We start from the raw sequence: 25,441 nt of genomic DNA, 5'->3' as shown, positions 1-25,441 counted from the left end.
ATGAAACTTTCAACATACGCACTCTTAGTAACCGCTGGACTAGGTTTTACATTGCCCACTTCTGTAAAAGCAAATATGGAAGATGATTTACTAAAAATCCAAAAACGTTGGGCCATAGTGAATTATGAACTTAAAGACGATGAACAAGAAAAAGCGTTTGATGATTTAATCAAACAAGCTGATTCATTTAAAACTCAATATACCCACAGTGCAGAAGGGTATATTTGGAACGGTATCATTAAATCTAGTTATGCTGGCGCAAAAGGTGGCTTAGGCGCATTATCTTTAGTTAAAGACTCTAAGAAATCTCTTGAGAAGGCGCTTGAAATCAATGATAAGGCACTTGCGGGCTCTGCCTATACAAGTTTAGCAACACTCTATAGCCAAGTGCCTGGTTGGCCAATTGGTTTTGGCAGTGATAAAAAAGCAGAAGAAAACTTTAAAAGAGCATTAGAAATAAACCCTAACGGCATAGATCCTAATTACTTTTATGCACAATACCTCTATGATGATAGAAAGTATAAAATAGCAAAAAAACATTTAGTCATTGCACAACATGCTAAATCTCGTAAAACACGCCCTTTAGCTGATAAATCAAGACAACAAGAAATAACAGAATTACTGACTAAAGTAGATAAAAAATTAAGGAAAAAATGAGAATATTATTAGTTGAAGATGATACTTTATTTGCTCAGGGGCTTATTCAGTCCCTGAGAAATGAAGGTTATAGCGCAGATCACTGCGCTAATGGTAAATCAGCTTTGTTAGCAATAGATATGAAAGAAGCTGATTTAATCATATTAGATTTAGGTTTACCCGATATGGATGGCATTGATATTTTAAAACATCAACGCAGAACACAACCATTAACTCCTGTACTTATTTTAACAGCACGAGACAGCACAGATGATAAAATAAGAGGATTAGACTTAGGAGCTGATGACTATTTAGTCAAACCTGTAGACCCTAAAGAGCTGTTAGCAAGACTCAGAGTTATGGCAAGAAGACTCGGGCAATTTGGCAGCTCGACTTTAGAAGTTGAGGGGATTGCACTTAATTTAGCGAATAATACTGTTGAGTTTGATGGAAAGGTTTTAGATTTACCCAAAAAAGAGTATATGGTTCTAAAAGCATTAATGGAAAATACAGGGCGTATTCAGTCAAGAGAGCAATTAGAAATAAAATTATATCAATGGGGTGAGGAAGTAAGCAGCAATGCTGTTGAGGTACATATTCACCATTTACGTAAGAAGTTACCCACTAAGTTTATAAAAACAGTACGTGGGATTGGTTATATTGTAGGTAAAAACTAAATGAATGATACCTTATTTAAATTATGTTTTTACTGAGTTTATAATGTCAATTCGTAATTATTTAGTCTTGATTTTATTGTCATCAATTATCTTAGTTTGTTTTAGTGCTGCGATATCTGGCTATAAAGCGAGTATGTCTCAAGCAGATCAAATGTTTGATGAACAATTAAAATCAATTTCGCGCGCTATGATTTCTGTTGAGGGAAAACTTAAAACACACACTAAAAGCGAAGCGTCAAACTTTGCAGTTCAGTTATGGACCAATAAAGAATTAACTTTAAACTTAATCCCAAATCCAAACTTAAAAAGTGCTCTGGGAAAATTTGTTGAGGGTTTTTCATATGTTAACTTTGCAAATCAAAGATGGCGTTTATATGCAAATAATGACGCTGATCTGGAACGTTGGATATTTGTTGCACAACCCGTAAAATATCGTTTTCAGTTAGCTGAAAACATGACTCTAGCAGCTGTTACGCCTCTTATATTAAGCATGCCATTTTTAGCCTTGCTCATTAGTTTTACGATTAAAAGAAGCTTAAAACCACTTGTATCTCTTTCTCGACAATTGCAAAAAAAACAAGCCGATGATTTTTCACCTTTAATCATCGAGCATAATAGTAATGAACTCAGTCCAGTTATTGAAAAGTTAAACAAGCTGTTTAACCGGGTTGAAAATGCATTTTTACGTGAAAAACATTTTGCATCCGATGCAGCACACGAACTAAGAACTCCTTTAAGCGGTTTAAATATTGCGATTCACAATTTAACCGTAAATTTAGGTCAAACCAAAGAATTAAATGCAATTCAAAAAGGCATTGAACGTATGTCACATGTGGTTGAACAAATATTAATGCTCAATAGAACACACCCAGATCATATTGTTCAAACGTTCGAAGTAATTAATCTACAAAAAGCGGTGCAATCAGTTGTAATGGATCTCTATCCCCAAGTTGAACTCAGGGAGCAAGATATTAGCCTTGAAGGCTCTGAGGCGCCAATACTAGGAGAGCATTTCACACTAAAAACATTATTACAAAACTTAATTGGTAACGCGATAAAATATACTCCCAAAAAAGGTCAAGTCAAAATAAAAATAAATCAAAAAGCGGATAAAATTAATTTATTAATTGAAGATTCTGGGCCTGGAATTTGTGAAGCGGATTATGAGAGGGTTTTTGACCGATTTTATCGAAGTGGTGGTGACCAACATAAATCAAGTGTAATCGGCTGTGGCTTAGGTCTTGCGATAGTCAAACATATTATTGATATTTATCAAGGAGAAATTCTATTAGGATCTTCGCCTTTAGGTGGTTTATCAGTTAAAATTACTTTTACCGCATATGATAATAACTTAGGAAAATAAGATTGAAGCTAAAGCTGATATTGTCACGTATATTTGCATGTTTTATAGTGTTCCTTCCACTACATGCCTATTGTGATATTAGTGAAATTCATTTAACGATTAAAGATCACTTATTTTTTCCCGAAACTTTAATTGTTCCTGCTAATAAAAAAATTAAGTTAGTGATTGATAATCAAGACGCTACACCAGAGGAATTTGATAGCTTTGACTTGAATAGAGAAAAAGTGATATTTGGCTTTAATAAGGCTGTTATATATATAGGCCCTTTATCAGAAGGAACATATTCTTTTTTTGGTGAGTACTCACCTCAAACAGCCCAAGGCACTATTATAGCAAGTATGAAAGAGGCTAAAGATGCTCCTTAATACTGTGGTGATCAGTCTGTCAAATATACTTCCTTTGTGTATCTTTTTAGTTTTAATTATTTTATTAAGTAAAACTGCAAAATCGAATTTCAATTGGCTGATATTGAGTTGTATTATTGGCATTTTTTTAAGTTTAGCTTTTGTAAATACAGCCAGTTTTTTAAGTGCTTTATTTGAATATCGTGGTATTGAGATTATTACAATTACACTGCATTGCTTATTGTATTTATGCATAGTGTATTTGATTTTATCCAGTCATTCCCAAAACAAGGTTTGGCAGATAATATTGTTTGTATCAAGTTCACTTGCTGTTGTGATCAATGGCCATAATTATCTTGTATATATGTTGGGTTACTGGTCTCAAACACAAGCCATTAATGCTTTATTAATAGGTAGTATATTAGGAACTGGAGTTTGCATCAGCTTTAGTATTTTATTTTATTTTGCAGTAAAGTCATTAAGCCGTAAATATGGCCCATTAGTTCTATTTAGCTTCTTATTAATGCACACCAGCGGTCAAATGCTACCGGCTCTGCATTTAGGTATTCAAATAGATTTAATATCGCAACAAGCCGTATTTTGGGATACCAGCATGTTTGTAAGTGAAGACTCTGAGTTGGGTCGGTTATTCAAAGCTTTATTTGGTTATGAAGCAAAACCATCATTAAGGGATATTACGATATTTATGACATGTTCGATTCTTCCCCTTTTATTTTTATACTCTAATCATAAAAATTTATTTAGAAAAACAAAAAAATTAGTAGAGGATAGCATATGAAATACCTGATTATTGTTAGCTTTGGGGTTTTATTGCTTATTTCCAAAAATATAAAAGCAGATGGCATGGTCGTTGATAAAGTTTATCATCCTTATGTCCTACCAAATGAAACTGAATTTGAGTGGCGCGTTTTATCAAGACAAAATGAAGGTGAAAATATTTTGTCCCAACGCATTGGTTACGGTCATGCTATATCTGAAACCGTTACTATTGAGGGTTATTTAATTGGAGAACGTGATGGCGATGGAGATTTTGGCCTTCAGGCTTATGAAGTAGAAACACGTATTCAACTAGTTGAACAAGGACGTTATTGGGCCGACTGGGGGGTATTAATAGAAGTTGAAAAAGAACATCAAAAAGAAAACTATGAATTTACTTCAGGCATACTATTTGAAAAAGAAATCAATAAAACCAGCTTGGCCTTAAATGCCTTTTTAGTATATGAGTGGGGCAGTGATATTAAAGATGAAATAGAAGTCGAGTTTAGAGCACAATATAGATATCGTTGGAAACCGCAATTTCAGCCTTCAATAGAGCTTTATACTGGCGAAGATTTTGTAGGCATAGGGCCTGGTTTTATGGGCTTGCAAAGATTCATTGGCCAAAAACAATTAAAGTGGGAAGCTGGTTTTATAACAGAAGTCGGCGGTGGTGGAAAAGATCATAGTTTTCACTTTGCGTTAGAATATGAATTTTAGTATGAAAAGAGCTGAAATCAGCTCTTTACAAAATAAATGCATAACTATTTTATTGCCTCTCGGGATAAAATCTTATTTTCAAAAACAATTGAATTGTAGATTTGATTTGGTACTTTAATAGCTAAACCATTATCTATACTTTTACTTGTATTTTGGGTTTTGTTTAAACCTTTATCTATGGTTGAGCGAGAAAGTGCAATAACAGGGCAAGACTCAGATTTCATATACTCAAGCGCCGCACTCAATAAACCTTCAGTAGGGTCGCCAAGTGCTTTAGTGAAATCATCGGCAACATCACAACCTTTTACTTCTGATTGAAATTGAGGAGACTCTTTTGGTACAAAACCATCTGAATAGTCGCCAAAACCTTTAGCATTAATACCTTTAAATTGAATAGTAAAATAAGTGGAACCACAGTTATCTTGCGGATAGAAGCCATAAGGTTTGCCACAAGTTGTATTACCTATCTGAATTACGTCAATATCGATGCCGCGTAAACCATTCATAAAAGCTTCACTAGCAGAGCAGGTTGAACCCGTTGTCAAAACAAACACTCTTTGCATATTTAAACTTGGTAAATTAGTTGAGGTTAAAACATTATTTACATAGTCAATTTTTTTATCATAAAAAGGGGTTGGTCGTAAAGTATTGCCCGTTATAGGATCATTTGTTGTATGTTTATTATTAAATACAGTTGTTTCAAATGTTCTATTATTCGTCGCATTATCACCTGATATCATATAGGCAAACTGTGATGCCAGAGCAAGGGCACCTCCACCATTATATCTTAAATCAATTACTACTTCGGCGACATTTTGAGCTGAAAATTGATTTATAGCAGAAATTAACCCTTCTTGCGCCAGCGGAATATGAGAATTAAATTGCACATATCCTACATTGCCAACATTAGTTGCTATTACCTTAGTATTTTGCACTGGTGAAGTATTTATATCTGCTGACTCAATATTATAACTAATAATACTGCCATCAATGTTTTTCAACTTAAAAGCATGAATTTGACCATTTTGAGTAGGAGATAACCCTGCATTTATGGTATCAACATCATTTGAATTAATAAAATCAACACCGTCAATTTCTAAAACTTGTGCGCCCCTTTGGATCCCTCTTAAAGCGGCTGGAGAGTTTGGTTCTGTATATGCTACAGTTAATTTTCTTGGGGGTTTTACGGTACCAAATTGCCAACGAATACCATACCCAGAAGTAATACCTGATTGTGTTTGTTTATTATAATCAGCCGTATTTTCTAGAAAATGAAAATTGTCTTTTTTTGCACCCGAGTCTGTGTTTTCTTGTGTTTTTAGCTGGTTAAAATAATCAGAAATACTGAAATTATTAGGGTCATTATCTTCAATTTCACTGTACCACAAATAAGAATTATCACTATAAGAGCGTAACCACATTTTTTCGTGTAAATCAGTTCCTTGTTTATCTGGGTAGGCTTGATTCTGATTAAAAGGATCTGATCCTGTTCGTGGATTTGAACAAAAATCTTTGAATGTATTTTCAGGTGCAAAAGTGCCTGCCACCCAAGTTACATTTGTTGGGGTTGTTGGTGAAATAAGCCCTGAATCACTGCTTGTTCCTCCACCACAGGCCGATAATAAAGAAAGCGTAAATACAGATAAGAGGTAAATCCTTGCTGATTTATGAATTAACATAAAAATCCTTAGTAAAATTGTCGAAAAAACAGCAATTAACGAGATGTTATTTGCGTTGACAATTTATCAAAATCCAAGTGCTTATTCAAAGCAATTTTAACTATGTGACTTTTACTTTCTCAGGGTTACCGTAAGTTTTATGCAACTAAATTGCATAGACAGCCAACCAGTTTATGCAAGCTGCTATGCATCCAGTTGACACAGCTTTCGTTTAAATATATTAGTTTAGTTAGAAGATAATATTACTTTTATTGTTACTTCTTAATTTGAGATTTTAGTTAATATTCTTAACGAATATTTCATTCTATCGTACTGAAATTAAGGTCTGTTTTATAATAAAACATAAAAGTGCCAATAAAGTAGATATTAAAAATTCAATTAAAGTTAATCAAAAAATTGCATGCAATGTTTATTTTTCGCTATTTAATATAAAGATGCTTTTTTGAATAACTAATCGATTTTTTAAAGTAAGGGGTTTAAATGAGCAACAACTGGAATGAGTTTCAAACAAAATTAGAAAACTGTCTATGCCCACCAGGTAATGGCGTATTTACGGTTAATACAGCAAAAGAAAGAAAAGAAGCCTTACATCAAAAACTTTATAATGAAACTGCACAAGATAAGGTAAATGCTTTGTGGCAAACATCCTTAAATGCATTACCAGCATCAAAGCATAAGGCTGTTATTTTAGGAATTAGCTCAGATTGCGGCGGCGGTATTTTACGTGGCGCTAACTGGGGGCCACTATTACTACGTACTACTTTGGTTGAACAGCAAGCGCAAACAAAAGCTTTTGATATGGGCGATATCCGCATCATTCCACATTTATTACATGATAAGTATTTAAATGAAGGCACAATTGAAAATTGTCAAAAAGCACTATATCAAAAAGAAGATAAAAATAATCAGTCAGATTACCCGGTAAGCCCACTCTCAATCACAGAAGATATATGTGATGGCTTTTATGCAAATTTGCCTGACAAAGGCATATTTGGTATTGGTGGCGATCACTCTATAAGTTACCCGTTAACAAAATCATATTTAAAATCAAAACGTGATAGAGGAGTACGCACTGCAATTATTCATTTTGATGCGCATACCGATTTGTTAGTAGAACGTTTAGGCATAGATTTATGTTTTGGTTCTTGGTGCACACATATTCTTGAGTATTTACCTCAACCAAGCCATTTAATTCAAATTGGCATACGCTCAAGTGGTAAACCTAAATCACATTGGGAAAATACATTTGGTATAAAACAACATTGGGCCCATGAAATTCAAGAGCAGGGGGCACAAAAAATAGTTGATGGCATCATTGCGCAGTTAAAACGAGATGAAGTAGACGAACTGTATGTTAGTTTTGATATTGACGCTCTTGATGATAAATACGCTTCAGCAACGGGCACACCCGAACCAGACGGTATGACGCCTGATGAATCATTATTAATTTTAAAAGCGCTTAGTGAACAATTTCCAATAACTGGTGCTGATATGATGGAGATTGCCCCATTTACAGACAGCTCTTTAAAAGGACAATCAAGTTCTGAAGTAACACTTAAAGAAGGTGCAAAAATATCAGCCTTTTTAATTAATGCAATGAACAAATAATAAAGAGAACTTACACGTGAAACAAAGCCCGCTTATTCAAAATATTAAAGAGCTGCTCGATGAGCAGCAAATTCGAAGTCATTATGAACTGGCTTATTATTTGAGTGAGCGCGGTTTTGAAAATATCAGTCAACCTCAAATCTCACGTATATTAAAGCAGATTGGTGCAATTAATATAAAAAATAGCAAAGGTGAGTCTGTTTATTCAATTAAACATGAACTTATGATGCCGACGCTTGAAACAAAAGTACATGAATTAGTGATAGATGTTCATACAAATGAGTTCTTAATTATGGTTGCAACTATCCCTGGTTCTGCTGATATTGTAGCCCGTGTTATTGAATTTAATTGTGCTAAAAATTTAATCCTTGCTGTGATTGCTGGTGATGATAGTGTTATGGTGATGCCTAAAAGGATTGAACAATGCGGTCTAATTAAACACAAAATAGATATTTTTTTTGGTACAAAAAAACAGTTAATTTAACCTTAATTAAGCGAAATTTTAAGCTAGATCAATGCAACTAATGAAAAAGCATTGCACACTCCATTTGTTCAAAACCAATCAATAGGTTCGAAATGGAAAACTTAACCCTAACAAAAGAAATTACTTATCATGATAATGAAATCTTATTATCAACAACCGACTTAAATAGTAATATCACATACGCTAACGCAATATTTTGCAAAGTGGCAGGTTACACTTTAGAAGAAATGCAAAATAAACCTCATAACTTAGTACGCCATACAGATATGCCCAAACTTGCTTTTAAAGATTTATGGCAAAACCTTAAGGCAGGAAAGTCTTGGATGGGCCCTGTTAAAAACAAAACCAAACAAGGAGATTATTACTGGGTAAATGCATTTGTGACACCTATCACAGACGATAAAGGTGCAATATTTGAATATCAATCTGTGCGAACAAAACCAAATCAAAAAGTAATTAAGCGCGCAGCTAAACATTATAAAAAAATAAACAATAATGAAAAATCAAAAGCATTAAATTCACCAATAGATCACACCCTATATCTGCAAGTTGCCCTAGTTATTTCATTTATAATGAGTAGTGTTTCAGTTTATTTATCTCATTTTCATCCTATAAACTTAGCTATGATGATATTAATGCTGTGTGTTTGTATCTTATTTTCAATATGGCGCAATCGTTATTTGTTGATTGTAAAAAAAGCCAACAATATTTATAGCAACAACTTAATGTCTTTTTTGTATTCTGGCACTAACGACTTATTAGGGCAGATCAATTTGGCTCTTGAAATGAAAAAAGCGAAATTAAGGGCGGTAGTTGGGCGAGTCTCCGATGTATCAAATAAAGTGAGTATCAATGCGCAGAGTTCATCTGATAGCGGGTTACAAGTTGCTAACTTATTAAATAAACAAAGTGATGAAGTTAGCGATATTGCAACTGCGATACATCAATTTACAGCAACAATTCAAGAATTAGCATCTTCGGTGGCACAAGCTGCTGAAGTTGCAACTGGCTGTAAAAAAAATACGAAGAATGGGAAAGTATCAGTTAATAAAACAATTCATTTTATAGACCGGCTTTCAACACAACTCACCCACATTGACTCTGTCATACAAAGACTCGTAAAGGGAAGTCGCTCAATAGAAACAATATTAAATGAAATAAGTGCCATTGCTGACCAAACAAATTTACTCGCTTTAAATGCAGCCATTGAAGCTGCAAGAGCAGGTGAACAAGGTCGTGGATTTGCAGTTGTTGCAGAAGAAGTCAGAGCACTTGCAATGAGAACACAACAATCTACAGAAGAGATAAGTAGTTTATTAAATGAATTACAAAATGAGTCTCAAAATGCACAAATCGCGATGAAAAAGGGGATTGAAATGACTACTAACGGTGTACTTTTAACACAAGAAAATAACACTGTACTAGATAATATTGATAATTCGGTTTCTCAACTAGCAGATCTTAATCATACAATCGCATCAGCTATAGAAGAACAATCTGTTGTCGCTGAACAAGTAAAAGGGAATATTGATAGTATCAGTGAACTTGCAAAAGAAAGCCAAAATCACGGGTTTGAATCTCAAAAGTTGAGTGAAGCTTTGCAAGAGCAATTATACGATCAACATAATTTAGTTAAGCAGTTTACATAAAATATTTTTTTGAAGCTAAACTGATAAAGATAGTTTAGCTTGTTCAAATATACTCGACATAACAAAATAATAGGAGAGTAAATTCAATAAAACCTATGTATGCTTGAACACTCAACTCCAATATAAAAAATAAATGAATTATAAAAGATAGATATCATGGCTATAAACCCAACCAATGACTGAATTTCGACCCTATTTTCAGACTTAAAAATCAATTTTCCAAAAAAAATTCAAAAAGTTTAAAAAAAATTTAAGTTTGCTGTTGAATTTACATTAACCCACCCTTATTAACTATTCATCGAGCAAGTATTTACAAAATATTACAGAATTTTAGAAGTTGGAGAAAAGTTTCATGGGTAAGATTATCGGAATCGATTTAGGTACTACAAACTCTTGTGTTGCAGTACTGGACGGCGGTGTACCACGCGTTATTGAAAATGCTGAAGGCGATCGTACAACACCATCAATCATTGCATACGCTGATGAAGGTGAGATTCTAGTAGGTCAACCTGCTAAGCGCCAAGCTGTTACAAACCCTACAAATACATTATTTGCAATCAAGCGTCTTATTGGTCGTCGTTTTAAAGATAAAGAAGTACAACGCGATATCGACATCATGCCTTTTAAAATTGTTGAAGCAGATAACGGTGATGCATGGGTACAAGCAAAAGATGAGAAATTAGCTGCACCACAAATTTCTGCTGAAATTTTGAAAAAAATGAAGAAAACAGCTGAAGATTACCTAGGTGAAGAAGTAACTGGTGCAGTAATCACAGTACCTGCTTATTTTAACGATTCACAGCGTCAAGCAACTAAAGATGCGGGTCGTATTGCGGGTCTTGAAGTAAAACGTATCATCAATGAGCCAACTGCTGCTGCACTCGCTTACGGTATGGACAAGAAAAAAGGCGACCACGTTGTTGCTGTATACGACTTAGGTGGTGGTACATTTGATATTTCAATCATCGAAATCGATGAAGTTGAAGGCGAACATACTTTTGAAGTACTTGCGACTAATGGTGATACACATTTAGGTGGTGAAGATTTTGATAACCGCGTAATCAATTACTTAGTAGAAGAGTTCAAAAAAGAACAAGGTATAGACCTTAAGACTGATCCGCTTGCTATGCAACGTGTAAAAGAAGCTGCTGAAAAAGCCAAGATTGAATTATCATCTGCACAACAAACAGACGTTAACTTACCTTACGTAACGGCTGATGCGACTGGTCCTAAACATATGAATGTTAAGATCACTCGTGCTAAATTAGAGTCTCTTGTTGAAGATTTAGTAGCGCAATCTTTAGCGCCACTTAAGCAAGCACTTTCTGATGCTGACTTATCTGTAAGTGACATTCATGATGTTATCTTAGTAGGTGGTCAAACACGTATGCCTATGGTTCAAAAAGAAGTTGCAGACTTCTTTGGTCAAGAATCACGTAAAGATGTGAACCCTGATGAAGCCGTAGCTATGGGTGCAGCAATACAGGCTGGTGTTTTAGCTGGTGATGTTAAAGACGTATTATTACTAGATGTTAGCCCGCTTTCTCTAGGTATCGAAACTATGGGTCAGATGATGACTACATTAATCGAGAAAAATACAACTATCCCTACGAAAAAGTCACAAACTTTCTCAACGGCAGAAGATAACCAATCAGCAGTAACAATTCACGTACTACAAGGTGAGCGTAAACGTTCTTCTGATAATAAATCTTTAGGTCAGTTTAACCTTGAAGGTATTCGTGCAGCACAACGTGGTACACCACAAATCGAAGTAACATTTGATGTTGATGCTGATGGTATCCTACATGTATCTGCAAAAGATAAAGATACTGGTACTGAACAAAAAATCACTATCCAAGCATCTTCTGGTCTTTCAGATGAAGAAGTTGAAGCTATGGTACGTGATGCAGAAGCAAATGCTGAAGCTGATAAAGCTTTTGAAGAATTAGCGGCTGCACGTAACCAGGCAGATGCGATGGTTCACGGTACTAAGAAACAAATCGAAGAAGCAGGCGAAGCATTACCAAGCGAAGACAAAGAAGCGATTGAAGCTGCACTAGCTGAACTAGAAACAGCAAGCAAAGGTGAAGATAAAGCTGAAATTGATGCAAAAACACAAGCATTAATGGAAAAATCTCAAAAACTAATGGAAATTGCTCAAGCGAAACAACAAGCAGAGCAACAGCCAGGTGCTGAACAAGCTGAACCTGAAGCGAAGCAAGACGAAGATGTTGTTGATGCTGAGTTTGAAGAAGTAAAAGAAGATAATAAATAACTTTTAAAGTGTAATTATATTAAAGAGTTATTTAGGGCGCACAAGTAGAAAAACTTGATGCGCCCTTTGTATTAATTCGCAATTATTATTTTAAAAATGAAATTAATTGCCAATTAATTCGAGTTAAATTGATACAGAGAAAATTATGTCTAAACGCGATTGTTACGAAGTCCTGGGTATTGCCAAAGATGCCAGTGAAAGAGACATCAAAAAAGCATACAAAAAGCTAGCAATGAAATACCACCCAGACCGTACTGCGGGTGATAAAGCGCTAGAAGCAAAATTTAAAGAAGTTAAGGATGCCTACGAAATCCTTAACGACAGTCAAAAACGCCAGACTTATGACCAATACGGACATGCAGCCTTTGAACAGGGTGGTGGCGGTCATGGTGGCGGTCAGGGTGACTTCGGTGACATTTTTGGTGATGTATTTGGTGATATATTTGGCGGAGGTGGCGGTCGACGTCAATCACGCCAACAGCGTGGTGCCGATTTACGTTACAACATGGAATTAAGCTTAGAAGAAGCTGTTCGTGGTAAAGAAGTTGAAATAAAAGTACCCACTTGGGTGGGTTGTGATCCATGTGATGGCAGCGGTGCAAAAAAAGGTTCAAAACCTAAAACGTGTACGACGTGTCATGGTGCAGGCCAAGTGCAAATGCGTCAGGGCTTTTTTGCTGTACAACAAACTTGTCCAACTTGTAGTGGTCAAGGTAAGATCATTTCAGATCCATGTAATAAATGTCATGGACAAGGTCGTGTTGAAAAGAATAAAACTTTATCAGTTAAAATTCCGGCTGGTGTTGATACAGGCGATCGTATTAGGTTATCAGGTGAAGGTGAAGCAGGCGTTCATGGTGCACCAGCAGGTGATTTATATGTTCAAGTAGCTGTACGCGACCATGCTATATTTACACGTGATGGCAATAATTTATATTGTGAAGTACCAATTGGTTTTACTACGGCTGCATTAGGTGGTGGTATTGAAGTGCCTACACTAGATGGTCGCGCTAAATTAAAAATTCCAGCAGAGTGCCAAACTGACAAAATGTTCAGAATGCGTGGTAAAGGTGTTAAATCTGTACGCAGTGGCTCAATTGGTGATTTAATTTGTAAAGTTGTTATTGAAACGCCAGTTAAATTAAATGAACGTCAAAAAGAATTACTTCAAGAGTTTGAAACGAGTATGAGTGACAATAATTCGAAAAACCGCCCTAAAGAACAAGGTTTCTTTGATGGTGTTAAAAAGTTTTTTGATGACTTAACTAAATAGACTTCTCAATACAATAATACAGTCAGTTTAATTTATAAACTGGCTGTATTCTCTTCTTTATAAAAAACATCTCACATCCTTTTATATTCAAATATTAGTATTTTATAAACTTAATTATTAGTATGCATTTATTTGTACCTGTTTTTAACAAAAAAGCATTAAATATGCTTTTAAACTGAACTAAATTAATGAATAATTGGTATAAGTAAATAAAGGAGGTACACTTGCCTGAGAAAATAAAAGATCATATAAGAAAAAGAACGGTAAAAGATTTATATTTCATCTCTATCATAGTGATAGTTAGTTTTATCTTTTTTAGTTTCATTGACTTGTTTGAATGGTTATATCAAACATCAAGAAGCATCGAAATGTTAGAAATTGATGAGATTATTCCTACTTTTATCGTACTATCGATTTGCTCGATTATTTTTTCTTTACGCAGGTGGAAAGAAAGCATCTATCTTTCACTTTATTGTGAAGAGTTATCTTTAACTGATCCATTAACTAACCTGCCTAATAGACGTGTTATTGAAAAGTTATTAGCCGACTTACCTAATTCATCTGAATACCCTGTTTCTCTAATACTCGTTGATATACAAGGCTTACAATATATAAAAGAGCAATTAGGCTTGTCGCTTGCTGAACATTCTTTGATCCAATATCTAAATTTAATTACCCAAAACCTGAATGAGAACCAGCTCATTGCACAATGGCATTCAGAACAGTTTATTATTTATTGCCCTCATTATAATCACGAAAAAACAAACCATTTAATTGAGCGATTAAACCAAGTTCACCAAAATATTGAAAATACAATTTTAGCATCCATAAATGTAACTTATACTTTTGAAAATGTATTTTCTGATAAACAAGTTGCAGATGTTTTATCTCAGTTAGAAGACAACTTACATAAATCGCATAGTGAAAAAAACAAATAATTCTTAATTAGTTACATTTAAAATATTTTATTTAGTCGCTTTATTTACTATCTTATTATCTAATCACATGATTATAGATAGAATAATAATAAATGAGTAATCGGTTAGCACCTTTATTAAATACTTGGTTTGAGCAAAAAGATGATTGTCATTGGGTCTTAGCAACAATCGTTGAAACAAAAGGCTCCGCTTATAGAAAAGCAGGTGCCATGATGCTTTTTAATAGCATAGGAAAAAGCTTTGGCTTATTAAGTGGTGGATGCCTAGAGTCTGATTTAATGCGCCAAGCTCAAAGGTGCATAAATACGAACCGCAATATCTCGGTGTGTTATGACATGCAAGATGATGCAGATATAGCATGGCAGCTGGGTATTGGCTGTGGTGGTTTAGTCAAAGTGCTATTACAGCCCATTAATCAAAACAATAATTATTTAGCACTTCATGAACTTAAACATTTACTAGATAAACGAATACCTTCAACATATGTCATTAATTTAGAAGATCCAAAAAATGATGTTTTAAAATTAATATCAAAAAAAACTGAACAAAAACAAAATATTTTAAACCTTCCTATATCACCAGCGCCTGCATTAGTGGTCTTTGGTTGCGGAGTAGACGCACAGCCATTAGTTAAAATCGCAGCAACTTTAGGCTGGCATATTTCAATAATTGACTGCAGAGCAGGTTATGCAAGAGCCGCATATTTTAAAAAAGCACATCAAATTATCTATGATAATTACGAAAAACTAGATTCACATCACGCTATCCTCCATGCGGATGCCATCGTAATAATGCATCACAATATTGAATTTGACGCTAAAGCTTTAATATTGGCTAGCAACTCAGGTGCAAAATACGTCGGTTTGTTAGGTCCAAAACATAGAACTGAAAAAGTATTTAAACAAGCAAATATCACTTCAAATGTATTCAAAAATCAATTAGCTAACCCTATTGGTTTAGATTTAGGTGGTGAACTTCCAGAATCTATTGCTTTATCTATTTTGTCTCAAATTCATGCAAAATTAGAAAATAAAAAGGCACAAGATTTAGGCTTTTTTAACTCTCTGAGTGTTCAGGAGTTAAGCAGTGTCATTTGATGTTGTCATTTTAGCGGCAGGGAAAAGCACGCGATTTAATGGTATAAAACAACTAGCTGAAATCGAAGATACAAACATGATCAATTTTTGTATTAATAAATTTAGTCAAATTGATATAGATGATATTTATGTCGCTTTAGGAGCGAATAGCGAAAAAATACTCCCCAGTTTGTCACTCAATTGCACACCAATTATGAGTGAAAATTGGCACTTAGGTTTAGGGCATACCATATCAGATATAATAAAAAAATTATCAATAAAAAGTAACCATTTACTCTTGTGTTTAGGTGATCAAGTTCTCATTCCCCAAGCGCATTACCAAAAACTAATTAATGAAAGTCATACAAATAGACAGAAAATCATTGCAACCCTGAGCCAAAATAAAATGATGGCACCTGCTATTTTTCCTAAAAGCTATTTTAGGGAATTAGAAAAACTATTTGGGGATAAAGGCGCTGGATGTTTGATGAGAGAAAATGCGCATAACGTAATTTGCATTGAATGTAACCATGCTAAATTAGATATTGATACCCAAGAAGAATATTTTATTTTAAAACAAAAATTAAAAAATAATCAAATGGAGCAAGTATGATCAGTTTAACCGTCAATAATAAAATTATTAAACTTGATATAGAGCCACAAATGCCATTGCTTTACGCATTAAGAGACGAGCTTAAATTAACAGGGACTAAATTTGGGTGTGGTGCTGGTTTATGTGGCGCCTGTACCGTTCATTTAGATGGGCAAGCAATACGTTCATGTGTTACTCCTGTATCTGCCGTTGATGGTAAAAAAATTACGACAATAGAAGGATTAAGTAACAATAGTGAACATCATATTCAAATTGCATGGAAAGAATTTAAAGTGCCGCAATGTGGTTATTGTCAAAGTGGGCAAATGATGAGTGCATCAGCACTGCTGTCACAAAATAACAATCCAACGGAGCAAGATATAGAAACGTTTATGCAAGGCAATATTTGTCGCTGTGGTACATATAAAAGAATAAAAAAAGCAATCCAATCAGCAGCCCAAAATATGGGAGATAAAAGCGAATGAAAAACATTCAAAATGTCAGCCGAAGACAATTCTTAAAGTTATCAGGAATAACTGCAAGCTCTTTTGTATTAGGTATTAGTTTACCGTTATCCAAAGCGGTAGCAAATGAGAAAAGTACTGACTTTCATGAACTTAATTTTTTCGTTAGTATCAAAGAAAATGGCGATATTTCACTCATTTGTCATCGTTCAGAAATGGGTCAGGGGATCAGAACCAGTGTGCCACAAATTATTGCCGACGAGTTAGAAGCTAATTGGAGTAAAGTTTCCGTAGTGCAAGCAAAAGCCGATAAAAAATATGGCTCTCAGGGAACCGCAGGTTCTGCATCAATCAGAAATCACTTCACAACAATCCGTAAAATGGGTGCGATTGCCAGAGATATGTTAGAACAAGCCGCAGCTAATATTTGGCAAGTAGATAAGTCACAAGTGTCAGCTAAAAATCACTATGTACATCATAATGCCACAGGACAAAAAATATCATTTGGGGAGTTGGCAAAAGTAGCAGCTAAGTTACCACTGCCCGATATTAAAACAATAAAGCTTAAATCTAATAATGACTTTTCCTTAATAGGTAAAGACGTAAAGCTGGTTGACTTAGATAATATCGTAGCCGGAAAAGCACAGTTTGCACAAGATATTCAATTACCTGATATGTTAATTGCAACGATTCAACGCCCTCCAGTTGTGGGTGGCAAAGTAAAATCATTTGATGCGACAGCCGCTAAAAAAGTAAAAGGTGTCGTTGATGTCATTCAACTAAAAGACCGAAATATACCAGTAGATGTATTACCACTATCAGGAATTGCTGTTCTGGCTACCAATACTTGGGCTGCAATAGAAGGTAGAAAAAAGCTGAGCATAAAATGGGAGCATGGCGATAAGAAATCACATAATAGTGAAGAATATAAACAAGCGTTAATTAAAAAAGTGAATACGCCTGGTGAGAAGGTACGTGCTATAGGTGATGTGTATTCTCATAAATTCGATTCAGACAATACAGTAGAGGCAACTTACACTGTTCCTTATTTACATCATGCCCCTATGGAAACCCCCGCTTCAACAGCAATGTTTAAGGAAGATAAATGTATTATTTGGGCCGGTACACAAAACCCACAATGGGCGCAGGGCATGGTTGCCAGAGATCTTGGTTTAGCTAAAGATGAAATGGATAAGGTTGAGCTTAACGTTACTTTAATGGGGGGGGCTTTTGGTCGAAAATCAAAAGGAGACTTTATCGTTGAGTCTGTAGAGCTTGCAAAAGCAACAGGGCGCCCAGTAAAAGTAATTTGGTCTCGAGAAGATGATGTAAAACATGGGTTTTATCATTCTAGTTCTGCTAACTATTTCAAAGCACAGTTAGATGATAATGGAAAAGTTGACAATTTAATAACCCGTAATGCCTATCCTCCTATTGGTTGGTTATGGGATCAAAATGTGAAAACGCCGAGTGATAGTCAATTATCTTTAGGTTTTGCAGACATTCCATTTGAACTTAATAATTTAAGCTGTGAAAAACATTCGGTGGAGTCATATGTACGACCGGGTTGGGTACGTTCAGTTGCTTGTATTAATAACGGATTTGCTCTTGGCTCATTTGTAGATGAACTTGCTGTAAAAGCAAAGAAAACCCCTCGTCAAATGTGGCTAAATTTAATTGGCAACGACCGACAGATAGACCCTACCAAAGAAGGATTTAAATATTCAAATTATAATTTAGACCCAAAAGAACACCCTTTAGATACGAAACGCATTAAACACCTAATAAACTTGATCAGTGATAAGGCTAATGTTGAGGAAGAGTTGCCGAACAATCAGGGATGGGGTATTAGTTTTTTACGTAGTTTTGGTACTTTTGTAGCAGCAGCATCTAAAGTTGAAGTAAAAAATAATAAAGTCAAAGTATTAGAAATGCATACTGCGGTAGATTGCGGCATAGTGGTAACACCAGATCGTGTTAAGGCACAAATGGAAGGCGCTATGATTTTTGGCTTATCAATTGCCTTAATGGGCGAAATATCAGTTAAAGAAGGGCAAGTGGAACAAGGAAATTTTCATGATTACCCGGTGGCAAGAATGAATCAAATACCTAAGTTATTTGTACACCTAGTAAAATCGGATGCCCCTCCAGGGGGGATAGGTGAGCCGGGTGTTCCTCCTGTGGCACCGAGTATTACAAATGCAATATATCATGCAAGTAAAATACGAATTAGAGATTTGCCTGTTAATAAAGTGCTTCAAGTTTAACTGTTAGTTTAAAACTAAATATTGGTCTTTTTGAGCGCCACATACACAGCGCTCAGATTGTCCAATATTTATATTTTCAGGAGTATAAGTACAGTTTTTGAATCCCAGAGTAAGACACCTATCTTGACATGTTAGCTTTTGACGCCAGTGTGTATATTCTGCCGACATCAGATTAAATATCAAAACAATACTTATAATAGAAATGATTAATTTTGTTGCTTGAAATTTATCAGCACGACTCATCTATCCCTCCGAGAATGCACCACAATATTTCATAAACCACTCTCTAGACTTTAGTCCAATCGTTAAAAAATATAAATTACAAACTCAGGTGTGAAATAATAAATTCTGTCTATACTCAATATCAATTGTAAAATTTTAAGTTAAATCTATCTATTACAGTTATTTATAAAGATATAAATCAAGGAGCAAAGTATGAGCAATTCGTTATTTGATAGTATAGGTGGTAAGGATGCGGTAAATGCCGCGGTAGATTTGTTTTATAGAAAAGTACTTATGGACGAGAGTATAAGTCACTATTTTGAAAGTGTAGATATGGAAGCACAAAGAGATAAGCAGAAAAGCTTTTTAACTTTTGCTTTTGGTGGGCCAAATAACTATACAGGACAATCTCTCAGAGAAGCCCACGCACCTTTAGTCAGTAAAGGATTAAACGAAAACCACTTCACAGCTGTAGCGGGTCATTTGCAGTCTACATTAGATGAGTTAGGTGTGCCTGAAGATTTAAGTTCACAAGTCATGGGAATAGCAGCTGGCACAATTAATGATGTTTTAAATCGTTAATGCCAAATATCTACTTTAACTCACAAAAAATACCATTCAAAGTCGGTCAATCTATTTTAGATGCTCTGATCGAATTTGACTTCAAGCCAGTATATTCCTGTAAAAAAGGCGTTTGTCAAACTTGTATGCTAAAGAGTGACAGTTCACAAATCACTCAATCACAAATGGAAGTAAAAGATACTTTAAAAGTACAAGGGTATTTTTTGCCTTGTCAATGTTATCCAGATTCTGACATAAGCGTTATTTCTCCTTGCTCAGAAGATATTACATATGACATGCAAGTAAGTGATAAAAAATTATTAACTCAAGATATTGTACAATTAAAACTAGTATTTACATCAGATAATCGTGTTTTCATTAGAGCAGGCCAATTTATAAATCTTAAAGTACAAAATGATATTCTACGTAGTTATTCTGTCGCAAATACCCCTGAAAAAGATGGGTATATCGAGTTGCATATTCAAAAAGTACCCGATGGAAAAATGAGTGCTTGGTGCTTTGAGCATGCCAACATTGGGAGTGCTTTATCTATGATAGGACCTTTTGGCAAATGCATCTATTTAAGTGATTTTAAAAATGACGATTTGGTTCTAATTGGTACGGGTACAGGTCTTGCCCCCTTAATAGGCATTATAAATCAAGCCTTATCAAATAAACATAAAGGTAAAATAACTTTATTCCATGGTAGTCGGCACTTTAACGGGCTTTATTTACATCAAACGCTTAAAAAATTAGCTGATACTCATGAAAATTTTTACTATAAACCTTGTTTGTCTGGGGAAATCCCACAGACATTAGCAGATGAAAACATCAATAATGGACGCGTTAATAAAGTCGCAATGATGCAATTGAATAAACAAAAAGGTGATTATAAAAATATACGGTTTTATTTATGTGGTCATCCTGAAATGGTTAAAAACATGCAAAAAATGGCATATTTATCAGGGGCAATTTTAAGTAAAATTAATGCGGACCCTTTTGAATATACAGCCTACTAATACATCTAAACTTCTACATTAAAAAATACAGGGGTCATTCATTAACTGTATTCCTATTTACACGTATGTAAATAATATAAAACAAGCGGTTAATTTTACCTACTTCAGGTCAACTGTAAATATGATCTTGATCAGTCCTGAGTAAAAAAATATCTATATTGTGGCTTTACTATAACTCCTAAATTGATATAAGAAGGGCACTTTTATGACTGATTCATTTGATACTAATTTTGGCCAAGCGTATAACGAAAGTTTGCCAACACTTGGCAAAGTCATGGGTGACGTAATACAATTTTTTGGACATCAAAAAATGTATGGTGTTGGCGGAGATTTTGCCGCAAATTTAATCACAGCATTAGAAGATCACATTCAGATATTCCCATCAAGTAATGAAATGCATGCTGGGTTTTCGGCATGTGCTCAAGCTGAAGTGGATGGCATGGGTTTTTGTTTAACAACTTATATGGTTGGCAGTTTGCCTTGTACATCAGCTGCTGCACTTGCAGTAACAGAAGGCCTACCTGTTGTATTTATTTCTGGTGCGCCTGCGGAGTCTGAAATAAATGATGTCGCAATACATCATACGATTCACCCAAATTCGTCCTGGAAAGCACAATATGATAATGCATTAGAATCATTTGCAGCTTTAGGAATGAAAGTGACAAGATTACAAGGCCAAAGGTCTCAAGGTCAGCCTAATACCGCAGGCGAAAATTTTTATCAAATTGTGGCTCATGCATATCAAACAAAACAACCTGTGTTTATTGAGGTACCACGCGATCAGGTTTTTGCTAAAACACAACCTTTAAAATTCCCACCTTCACCAGATGCTATCTGCTGTGGCAGTAATGTTTTAGGCGGCAGTAACCTAATAGCTAACAAAATCATTACCGAACTTAATCAATCACAATATCCTTTGTTATATGTAGGAGATAGATTAAAGCATAATAATAAACTTAAAAATTTGGTGATTGAGTTTTCAAAAAAATATAATATTCCGTTTGCCACAAGCTGGTTTGCAAAAGGACTATTTGATGAGTTTTCACCTCTTTGCTTAGGCGCTTATAACGGAGTATTTACACAAACATCAGGTAAAAGTTATATTGAACAAAATACAGATTATGTATTAGAAGTTGCCACCAGTATTTTAGCACAAGACTCAAATACAGCCTTTGGTACAGGTACACATGCATTAGAAAATTTCAAAAATAAAACAACACTGAAAGGGGGCTCATTATTAGAAAAAGATTTAATTGAAGTATTTGAATTGTTACTTACAAGTGATATCCCTACTTTTGATTATATTATACCTAATGAACAGCATGATTTAATTGATCAAAATGAAGATATTGATTTTAATAATCTTGCAAAAGCACTGAATGAAATACAAGCAATAGATAAAACCCCTTATGTCTATTTACCAGAGGTGGGGAATTCGTATTTTTCTAGTTATGGTCTAAAAGTAAGAGGTTCAAATATAGGGCGAGGCTGGTTAACAAATCCTTGGTATGGTGCAATGGGCACAGCACTGCCTTACGCTCGAGTTATAGCACAAAAAATACAAGACACAGGCAATAAAGACAGAGCCGTAGTCATAATAGGCGATGGTGGTTTCCATTTCCAACTTAATGAATTAATACACTTTTTAAAAGACAATACGCAAGTAACCATAATTTATATGCGCAATAATATTTATCATTTAGGAAAAAGCAGTGATGCTAATATTTATTCTTGTAATGATAATAATTTTGATGTGCACAGCATTATTAAAGGATACGCAGGGCAATCTTCCACTTGCAAAACAGTCGCTGAATTTAAAACAAGCTTTAATGAATGCACTCATAATAAAGGAGTTAACCTTATTGAAGTCTTAGCAAAACCCATAGAACAAAGGCAATGTAACGAACTTAGATTACTCAATATGTACATTAAATCCAAAAATGGTAATAAAGAAGCGATAGAGCAATGGCAGGAAATTACACAATAATTTGCTAGTCAAAAAGGCCGCAAATATTGCGGCCTTGATTGGGGAAGTTGTGATACACATTAATTAAAATGAAATAGAAATATCACCATAAAAAAAGCGACCTCTAAATGAATATAAATTATCATCGGTACCCGTAACACCATTGCTTAAATAAGGGGGGGGGTTTATCAAATAAATTTTGAATGCCAAATTTAACATCCATTTTATACTCTTCTATAAAGTAGCCAACTTGAACGTTATGAAATACTGTAGATGCCATTACGTTATTACCTTCAATCTCTGAATTATAAGAGGCATCGTAAGTTGCTCTTATGCTATCCATATTCCAGTCAACTTGTAACGATGCTTTAGTCTCAGGAATACTACCAAACGCACTATCATAATCACCCACTATATCTCTAAATGCTGAATCACTGGTATCTTGTACTTCAAATGCTGTCATTCGCGATACATCCAGATTAAACCTAAATTCACCTACTGAAGTTTCTATTAAATAATTAGCATTTAAATCAATACCTGAAATATTACGTGATGCAATATTATTGGCAGGTGCATATGTAGATGAAATATACCCAGTACCATTGTTAGAACGCTCAACATCATTTACGTAATCAGGATTACCTGAAACATATTGATCAATCACATAATTAGTACTGGCGAATACAACATTAGTTTGTTCAATTTCAAAATAATCTAATGTAAAAGCTAAGTTGTCTGATGCTTCAAATACAACACCTAAAGTCATGTTGTCTGCTTCTTCCGGCTTAAGATCTGGATTGCCACCGCCAATAACATTTGAGCTTAAAACACTGTTTTTACTAAATGCTGGATTTAATCCCTGGCAACCAGAAATACTCGTATTAAAATAATTGGCTTCGTTTTTAGGGTTACACGGATCGTGTAAATCCTCCGTTAAACTCACAGTCTGGCCTTGATACATTTGTGCCATGGTTGGTGCTCTAAAGCCAGTACTGAAACTACCACGTAACGTTAATGCATCCATAGGTTTATATAAAATACCAAACTTTGGATTAGTCGTATTTTCATCAATATCACTATATTCACTATAACGTACAGCTGCTTCTAGTTCTAAGTTATCAAGCAAAGGAATTTTTGTTTCAATGTAAAATTCTTTTATTTCGCGAACAGGGGATATCACTGGTGTACTGGCTTCAGCCCAGGAAACATCAAAACTTTCTGTTCTTTGGCTAATATCAACCTCTTGTGTTAATTGATCTTCACGGTATTCAGTTCCCATAGCAAACATTAAATCACCTGCGGGTAATTCTAATAGTGGGCCAGCAATACTTGCTTGAATAAACATTAAATCATTTTTATTTGTTTGTACTGGTGCAGTAATGTTAATGTAATCAAGCATATCTGGTGTAATAGACCCTTCGGGTCCAAATACATTGAGTGCCACACATGTTGGATCTGCTTGTGTTTCACACTCATCAGATAAGGCACGTTCAATTCGATTGATTGAAGGTTGTGAGCCACCTGAAGTTACAAGCTCTGCTGATTGTTGTGAAAATACCACTTCCCAGTCAAACTCCTGTGCAACTTCTCCTTGAAAGCCAAATGTATAGCGGTTAATTTTATTATTCGTTTTATATATGCGTGGACCATATTCACTGAAACGGCGCGATACATTACCTGCAATACCAAATGGGTTATATTTTTGGTTAGGTCCTACACCAAAATGGTTACCACCCGCATCATCGTAACGTAAAAATGCATTGGGTGTTTCGACACTACCTGCATACCAACCTGTATCAGTTCCTGGTGGTGCTTGGTTACCTTGTACAAAACCATCATGAAATGACAACTCGGTGAAAAAACGCGTTTCATCATTTAATTGATAATCAGCAGTTAAAAAAATAGAATTTGTTTTGCTATCATTAGCGCCTGATTGTACATCTCGATAGTTATACCCCATAGTATCGTAATCAAACAAGCTCACATTTGATGGGTTATTTGCGTCAAGTACGGTCCAAGTAACAGGGACTTTATTACCATCGGCATCTAACGCATCAGCATATTCAGGTAAACCAAAACCAGTTAATCGTGCATTAGGCGCTGTTCCTGAACGTTTGTTATCACCACCTAAAAAGCCAAAATCGGCATCATGTGTCATATGGCGATCTCTTTCTTTCCAACCTGATATATTTGTTGTTGATGCAGCAAGCATAAAGCTGGCTTTATCTGTACTACCACCCGTGACTAAACCAATTTTACGTTCCTGAGCATCTCCTTCTGAAGAAACACCGTAATGCGTATTAACATCAAAACCGTCAAATCTTTTTTTAGTAATAATGTTTATTACACCTGCTATTGCATCAGAACCATAAATGGCTGAGGCACCATCTTTTAATACCTGCATTTCTTGCACGGCTTCAAATGGGATACTAGATAAATCAACTAAACCATCTGCGTCTGAGCCCACGACACGTCGGCCGTTTACAAGTACCAAAGTATTTGTCGCTTCAATGCCACGTAATGTGGCCGTTTGAATTGAATTGGCGCCTGAACTACTTTGATTATTCGTAGTATTTCCAGTTAGAGCAGGTAAGCGGCGTAATGCCGAACTAATATCTGTAATACCCATGTTGATCATAGCTTGTTTATTTACAACCGTAATGGGTGATGTAGAGGCAAGTTCAGTTCTGGCAATTCTAGAACCAGTTACCATAATACGTTCTACATTTTTAATTTCCTCAGTTGCTTGTATTTGAGGGGTTGTTATTACTGCTGACATAACGAGTGTCAATGGTGCTATTTTGAATCTTCTCATCTTAATCCCGTTTAATGTATCCGTTTAATATTATAA

22 protein-coding genes are annotated in these 25,441 nt (G+C 35.0%); 19 read left to right on the top strand and 3 right to left on the bottom strand.

What is annotated here, in order from left to right; all coding sequences use genetic code 11:
- The 6 genes from BM088_RS02900 to BM088_RS02875 are packed head-to-tail and all read left to right on the top strand — an operon-like array spanning position 1 to position 4,517.
- Positions 1–657, top strand: a complete 657-nt coding sequence (locus BM088_RS02900) for a tetratricopeptide repeat protein (protein ID WP_091979762.1) — start codon at positions 1–3, stop codon at positions 655–657.
- Positions 654–1,313, top strand: a complete 660-nt coding sequence (locus BM088_RS02895) for a response regulator (RefSeq protein WP_091979760.1) — start codon at positions 654–656, stop codon at positions 1,311–1,313. Before BM088_RS02900 ends, BM088_RS02895 begins: the two co-directional genes overlap by 4 nt.
- 43 nt (positions 1,314–1,356) lie before the next feature.
- Entirely contained in the window at positions 1,357–2,676 is a 1,320-nt protein-coding gene (locus tag BM088_RS02890; RefSeq protein ID WP_177207934.1) for an ATP-binding protein, read from the top strand.
- Positions 2,677–2,678: 2 nt separating this feature from the next.
- Positions 2,679–3,041, top strand: coding sequence for a cupredoxin domain-containing protein (locus tag BM088_RS02885; protein ID WP_091979756.1), 363 nt, complete (start codon positions 2,679–2,681; stop codon positions 3,039–3,041).
- Positions 3,031–3,819 (top strand): FTR1 family protein, encoded by a 789-nt coding sequence (locus BM088_RS02880; protein ID WP_091979753.1) that lies wholly within the window; start codon positions 3,031–3,033, stop codon positions 3,817–3,819. Before BM088_RS02885 ends, BM088_RS02880 begins: the two co-directional genes overlap by 11 nt.
- Positions 3,816–4,517 carry a hypothetical protein gene (locus tag BM088_RS02875; RefSeq protein ID WP_091979751.1) on the top strand — a complete coding sequence of 234 codons (702 nt, stop codon included), beginning with the start codon at positions 3,816–3,818 and terminating at the stop codon, positions 4,515–4,517. Before BM088_RS02880 ends, BM088_RS02875 begins: the two co-directional genes overlap by 4 nt.
- Before the next feature lie 44 nt (positions 4,518–4,561).
- On the opposite strand, the gene BM088_RS02870 is transcribed toward BM088_RS02875, so the two are convergent.
- Positions 4,562–6,196: a S41 family peptidase gene (locus BM088_RS02870; protein ID WP_177207933.1), complete on the bottom strand. Its 1,635-nt coding sequence runs from the start codon at positions 6,194–6,196 to the stop codon at positions 4,562–4,564.
- Between the two features lie 480 nt (positions 6,197–6,676).
- Here BM088_RS02870 and BM088_RS02865 point away from each other — a divergent pair, with 480 nt between their 5' ends.
- The 10 genes from BM088_RS02865 (at position 6,677) to BM088_RS02820 (ending at position 18,822) form a co-directional block, all read left to right on the top strand.
- Complete coding sequence (locus BM088_RS02865) at positions 6,677–7,804, top strand: arginase family protein (protein ID WP_091979749.1); 1,128 nt, start codon at positions 6,677–6,679, stop codon at positions 7,802–7,804.
- Between the two features lie 16 nt (positions 7,805–7,820).
- Complete coding sequence (locus BM088_RS02860) at positions 7,821–8,288, top strand: arginine repressor (RefSeq protein WP_091979747.1); 468 nt, start codon at positions 7,821–7,823, stop codon at positions 8,286–8,288.
- Between the two features lie 92 nt (positions 8,289–8,380).
- Positions 8,381–9,937 (top strand): methyl-accepting chemotaxis protein, encoded by a 1,557-nt coding sequence (locus BM088_RS02855; RefSeq protein WP_091979745.1) that lies wholly within the window; start codon positions 8,381–8,383, stop codon positions 9,935–9,937.
- 352 nt (positions 9,938–10,289) lie between these two features.
- Positions 10,290–12,212, top strand: coding sequence for a molecular chaperone DnaK (dnaK, locus tag BM088_RS02850; RefSeq protein WP_091979743.1), 1,923 nt, complete (start codon positions 10,290–10,292; stop codon positions 12,210–12,212).
- A 145-nt stretch (positions 12,213–12,357) separates the two neighbouring features.
- Entirely contained in the window at positions 12,358–13,485 is a 1,128-nt protein-coding gene (gene dnaJ / locus BM088_RS02845; protein ID WP_091979741.1) for a molecular chaperone DnaJ, read from the top strand.
- Positions 13,486–13,709: 224 nt separating this feature from the next.
- Positions 13,710–14,423, top strand: coding sequence for a diguanylate cyclase domain-containing protein (locus tag BM088_RS02840; protein WP_091979739.1), 714 nt, complete (start codon positions 13,710–13,712; stop codon positions 14,421–14,423).
- Between the two features lie 92 nt (positions 14,424–14,515).
- The gene (locus tag BM088_RS02835) at positions 14,516–15,520 is read left to right on the top strand and encodes an XdhC family protein (protein ID WP_091979737.1); all 1,005 of its coding nucleotides are present in this window, start codon (positions 14,516–14,518) and stop codon (positions 15,518–15,520) included.
- Positions 15,510–16,112 carry a nucleotidyltransferase family protein gene (locus BM088_RS02830; protein ID WP_091979735.1) on the top strand — a complete coding sequence of 201 codons (603 nt, stop codon included), beginning with the start codon at positions 15,510–15,512 and terminating at the stop codon, positions 16,110–16,112. The genes BM088_RS02835 and BM088_RS02830 overlap by 11 nt, the downstream gene beginning before the upstream one ends.
- Complete coding sequence (locus tag BM088_RS02825) at positions 16,109–16,576, top strand: (2Fe-2S)-binding protein (RefSeq protein ID WP_091979733.1); 468 nt, start codon at positions 16,109–16,111, stop codon at positions 16,574–16,576. The genes BM088_RS02830 and BM088_RS02825 overlap by 4 nt, the downstream gene beginning before the upstream one ends.
- Positions 16,573–18,822, top strand: coding sequence for a xanthine dehydrogenase family protein molybdopterin-binding subunit (locus BM088_RS02820; RefSeq protein ID WP_091979731.1), 2,250 nt, complete (start codon positions 16,573–16,575; stop codon positions 18,820–18,822). Before BM088_RS02825 ends, BM088_RS02820 begins: the two co-directional genes overlap by 4 nt.
- Positions 18,823–18,825: 3 nt before the next feature.
- On the opposite strand, the gene BM088_RS02815 is transcribed toward BM088_RS02820, so the two are convergent.
- Entirely contained in the window at positions 18,826–19,065 is a 240-nt protein-coding gene (locus BM088_RS02815; RefSeq protein WP_091979729.1) for a hypothetical protein, read from the bottom strand.
- Positions 19,066–19,257: 192 nt separating this feature from the next.
- Here BM088_RS02815 and BM088_RS02810 point away from each other — a divergent pair, with 192 nt between their 5' ends.
- The 3 genes from BM088_RS02810 to BM088_RS02800 all read left to right on the top strand — a co-directional run bounded on the left by BM088_RS02810 (position 19,258) and on the right by BM088_RS02800 (position 22,611).
- On the top strand, positions 19,258–19,626 hold the full coding sequence (locus BM088_RS02810; protein ID WP_091979727.1) for a group I truncated hemoglobin: 369 nt from the start codon (positions 19,258–19,260) through the stop codon (positions 19,624–19,626).
- A complete protein-coding gene (locus tag BM088_RS02805) occupies positions 19,626–20,624 on the top strand; it encodes an FAD-binding oxidoreductase (RefSeq protein WP_091979725.1) in 999 nt (332 codons plus the stop codon). Before BM088_RS02810 ends, BM088_RS02805 begins: the two co-directional genes overlap by 1 nt.
- A gap of 205 nt (positions 20,625–20,829) precedes the next feature.
- Positions 20,830–22,611, top strand: a complete 1,782-nt coding sequence (locus tag BM088_RS02800) for a thiamine pyrophosphate-dependent enzyme (protein WP_245763740.1) — start codon at positions 20,830–20,832, stop codon at positions 22,609–22,611.
- 121 nt (positions 22,612–22,732) lie between these two features.
- Here BM088_RS02800 and BM088_RS02795 read toward each other — a convergent pair whose 3' ends face one another.
- Positions 22,733–25,405: a TonB-dependent receptor plug domain-containing protein gene (locus BM088_RS02795; RefSeq protein WP_245763739.1), complete on the bottom strand. Its 2,673-nt coding sequence runs from the start codon at positions 25,403–25,405 to the stop codon at positions 22,733–22,735.
- Positions 25,406–25,441 lie beyond the last annotated feature (36 nt).

The sequence above is a fragment of the Pseudoalteromonas denitrificans DSM 6059 genome (assembly GCF_900112265.1).
Taxonomy (GTDB): domain Bacteria; phylum Pseudomonadota; class Gammaproteobacteria; order Enterobacterales; family Alteromonadaceae; genus Pseudoalteromonas; species Pseudoalteromonas denitrificans.
This window is presented reverse-complemented; position numbering and strand designations above follow the sequence as displayed.

What these genes read in the sequence shown, in the direction of transcription:
- BM088_RS02900 (WP_091979762.1), top strand. Translation starts at nt 1, where the DNA reads ATGAAACTTTCAACATACGCACTCTTAGTAACCGCTGGACTAGGTTTT.
- BM088_RS02895 (WP_091979760.1), top strand. Translation starts at nt 654, where the DNA reads ATGAGAATATTATTAGTTGAAGATGATACTTTATTTGCTCAGGGGCTT.
- BM088_RS02890 (WP_177207934.1), top strand. Translation starts at nt 1,357, where the DNA reads ATGTCAATTCGTAATTATTTAGTCTTGATTTTATTGTCATCAATTATC.
- BM088_RS02880 (WP_091979753.1), top strand. Translation starts at nt 3,031, where the DNA reads ATGCTCCTTAATACTGTGGTGATCAGTCTGTCAAATATACTTCCTTTG.
- BM088_RS02875 (WP_091979751.1), top strand. Translation starts at nt 3,816, where the DNA reads ATGAAATACCTGATTATTGTTAGCTTTGGGGTTTTATTGCTTATTTCC.
- BM088_RS02870 (WP_177207933.1), bottom strand. Translation starts at nt 6,196, where the DNA reads ATGTTAATTCATAAATCAGCAAGGATTTACCTCTTATCTGTATTTACG.
- BM088_RS02865 (WP_091979749.1), top strand. Translation starts at nt 6,677, where the DNA reads ATGAGCAACAACTGGAATGAGTTTCAAACAAAATTAGAAAACTGTCTA.
- BM088_RS02855 (WP_091979745.1), top strand. Translation starts at nt 8,381, where the DNA reads ATGGAAAACTTAACCCTAACAAAAGAAATTACTTATCATGATAATGAA.
- dnaK (WP_091979743.1), top strand. Translation starts at nt 10,290, where the DNA reads ATGGGTAAGATTATCGGAATCGATTTAGGTACTACAAACTCTTGTGTT.
- dnaJ (WP_091979741.1), top strand. Translation starts at nt 12,358, where the DNA reads ATGTCTAAACGCGATTGTTACGAAGTCCTGGGTATTGCCAAAGATGCC.
- BM088_RS02835 (WP_091979737.1), top strand. Translation starts at nt 14,516, where the DNA reads ATGAGTAATCGGTTAGCACCTTTATTAAATACTTGGTTTGAGCAAAAA.
- BM088_RS02825 (WP_091979733.1), top strand. Translation starts at nt 16,109, where the DNA reads ATGATCAGTTTAACCGTCAATAATAAAATTATTAAACTTGATATAGAG.
- BM088_RS02820 (WP_091979731.1), top strand. Translation starts at nt 16,573, where the DNA reads ATGAAAAACATTCAAAATGTCAGCCGAAGACAATTCTTAAAGTTATCA.
- BM088_RS02815 (WP_091979729.1), bottom strand. Translation starts at nt 19,065, where the DNA reads ATGAGTCGTGCTGATAAATTTCAAGCAACAAAATTAATCATTTCTATT.
- BM088_RS02810 (WP_091979727.1), top strand. Translation starts at nt 19,258, where the DNA reads ATGAGCAATTCGTTATTTGATAGTATAGGTGGTAAGGATGCGGTAAAT.
- BM088_RS02805 (WP_091979725.1), top strand. Translation starts at nt 19,626, where the DNA reads ATGCCAAATATCTACTTTAACTCACAAAAAATACCATTCAAAGTCGGT.
- BM088_RS02800 (WP_245763740.1), top strand. Translation starts at nt 20,830, where the DNA reads ATGACTGATTCATTTGATACTAATTTTGGCCAAGCGTATAACGAAAGT.
- BM088_RS02795 (WP_245763739.1), bottom strand. Translation starts at nt 25,405, where the DNA reads ATGAGAAGATTCAAAATAGCACCATTGACACTCGTTATGTCAGCAGTA.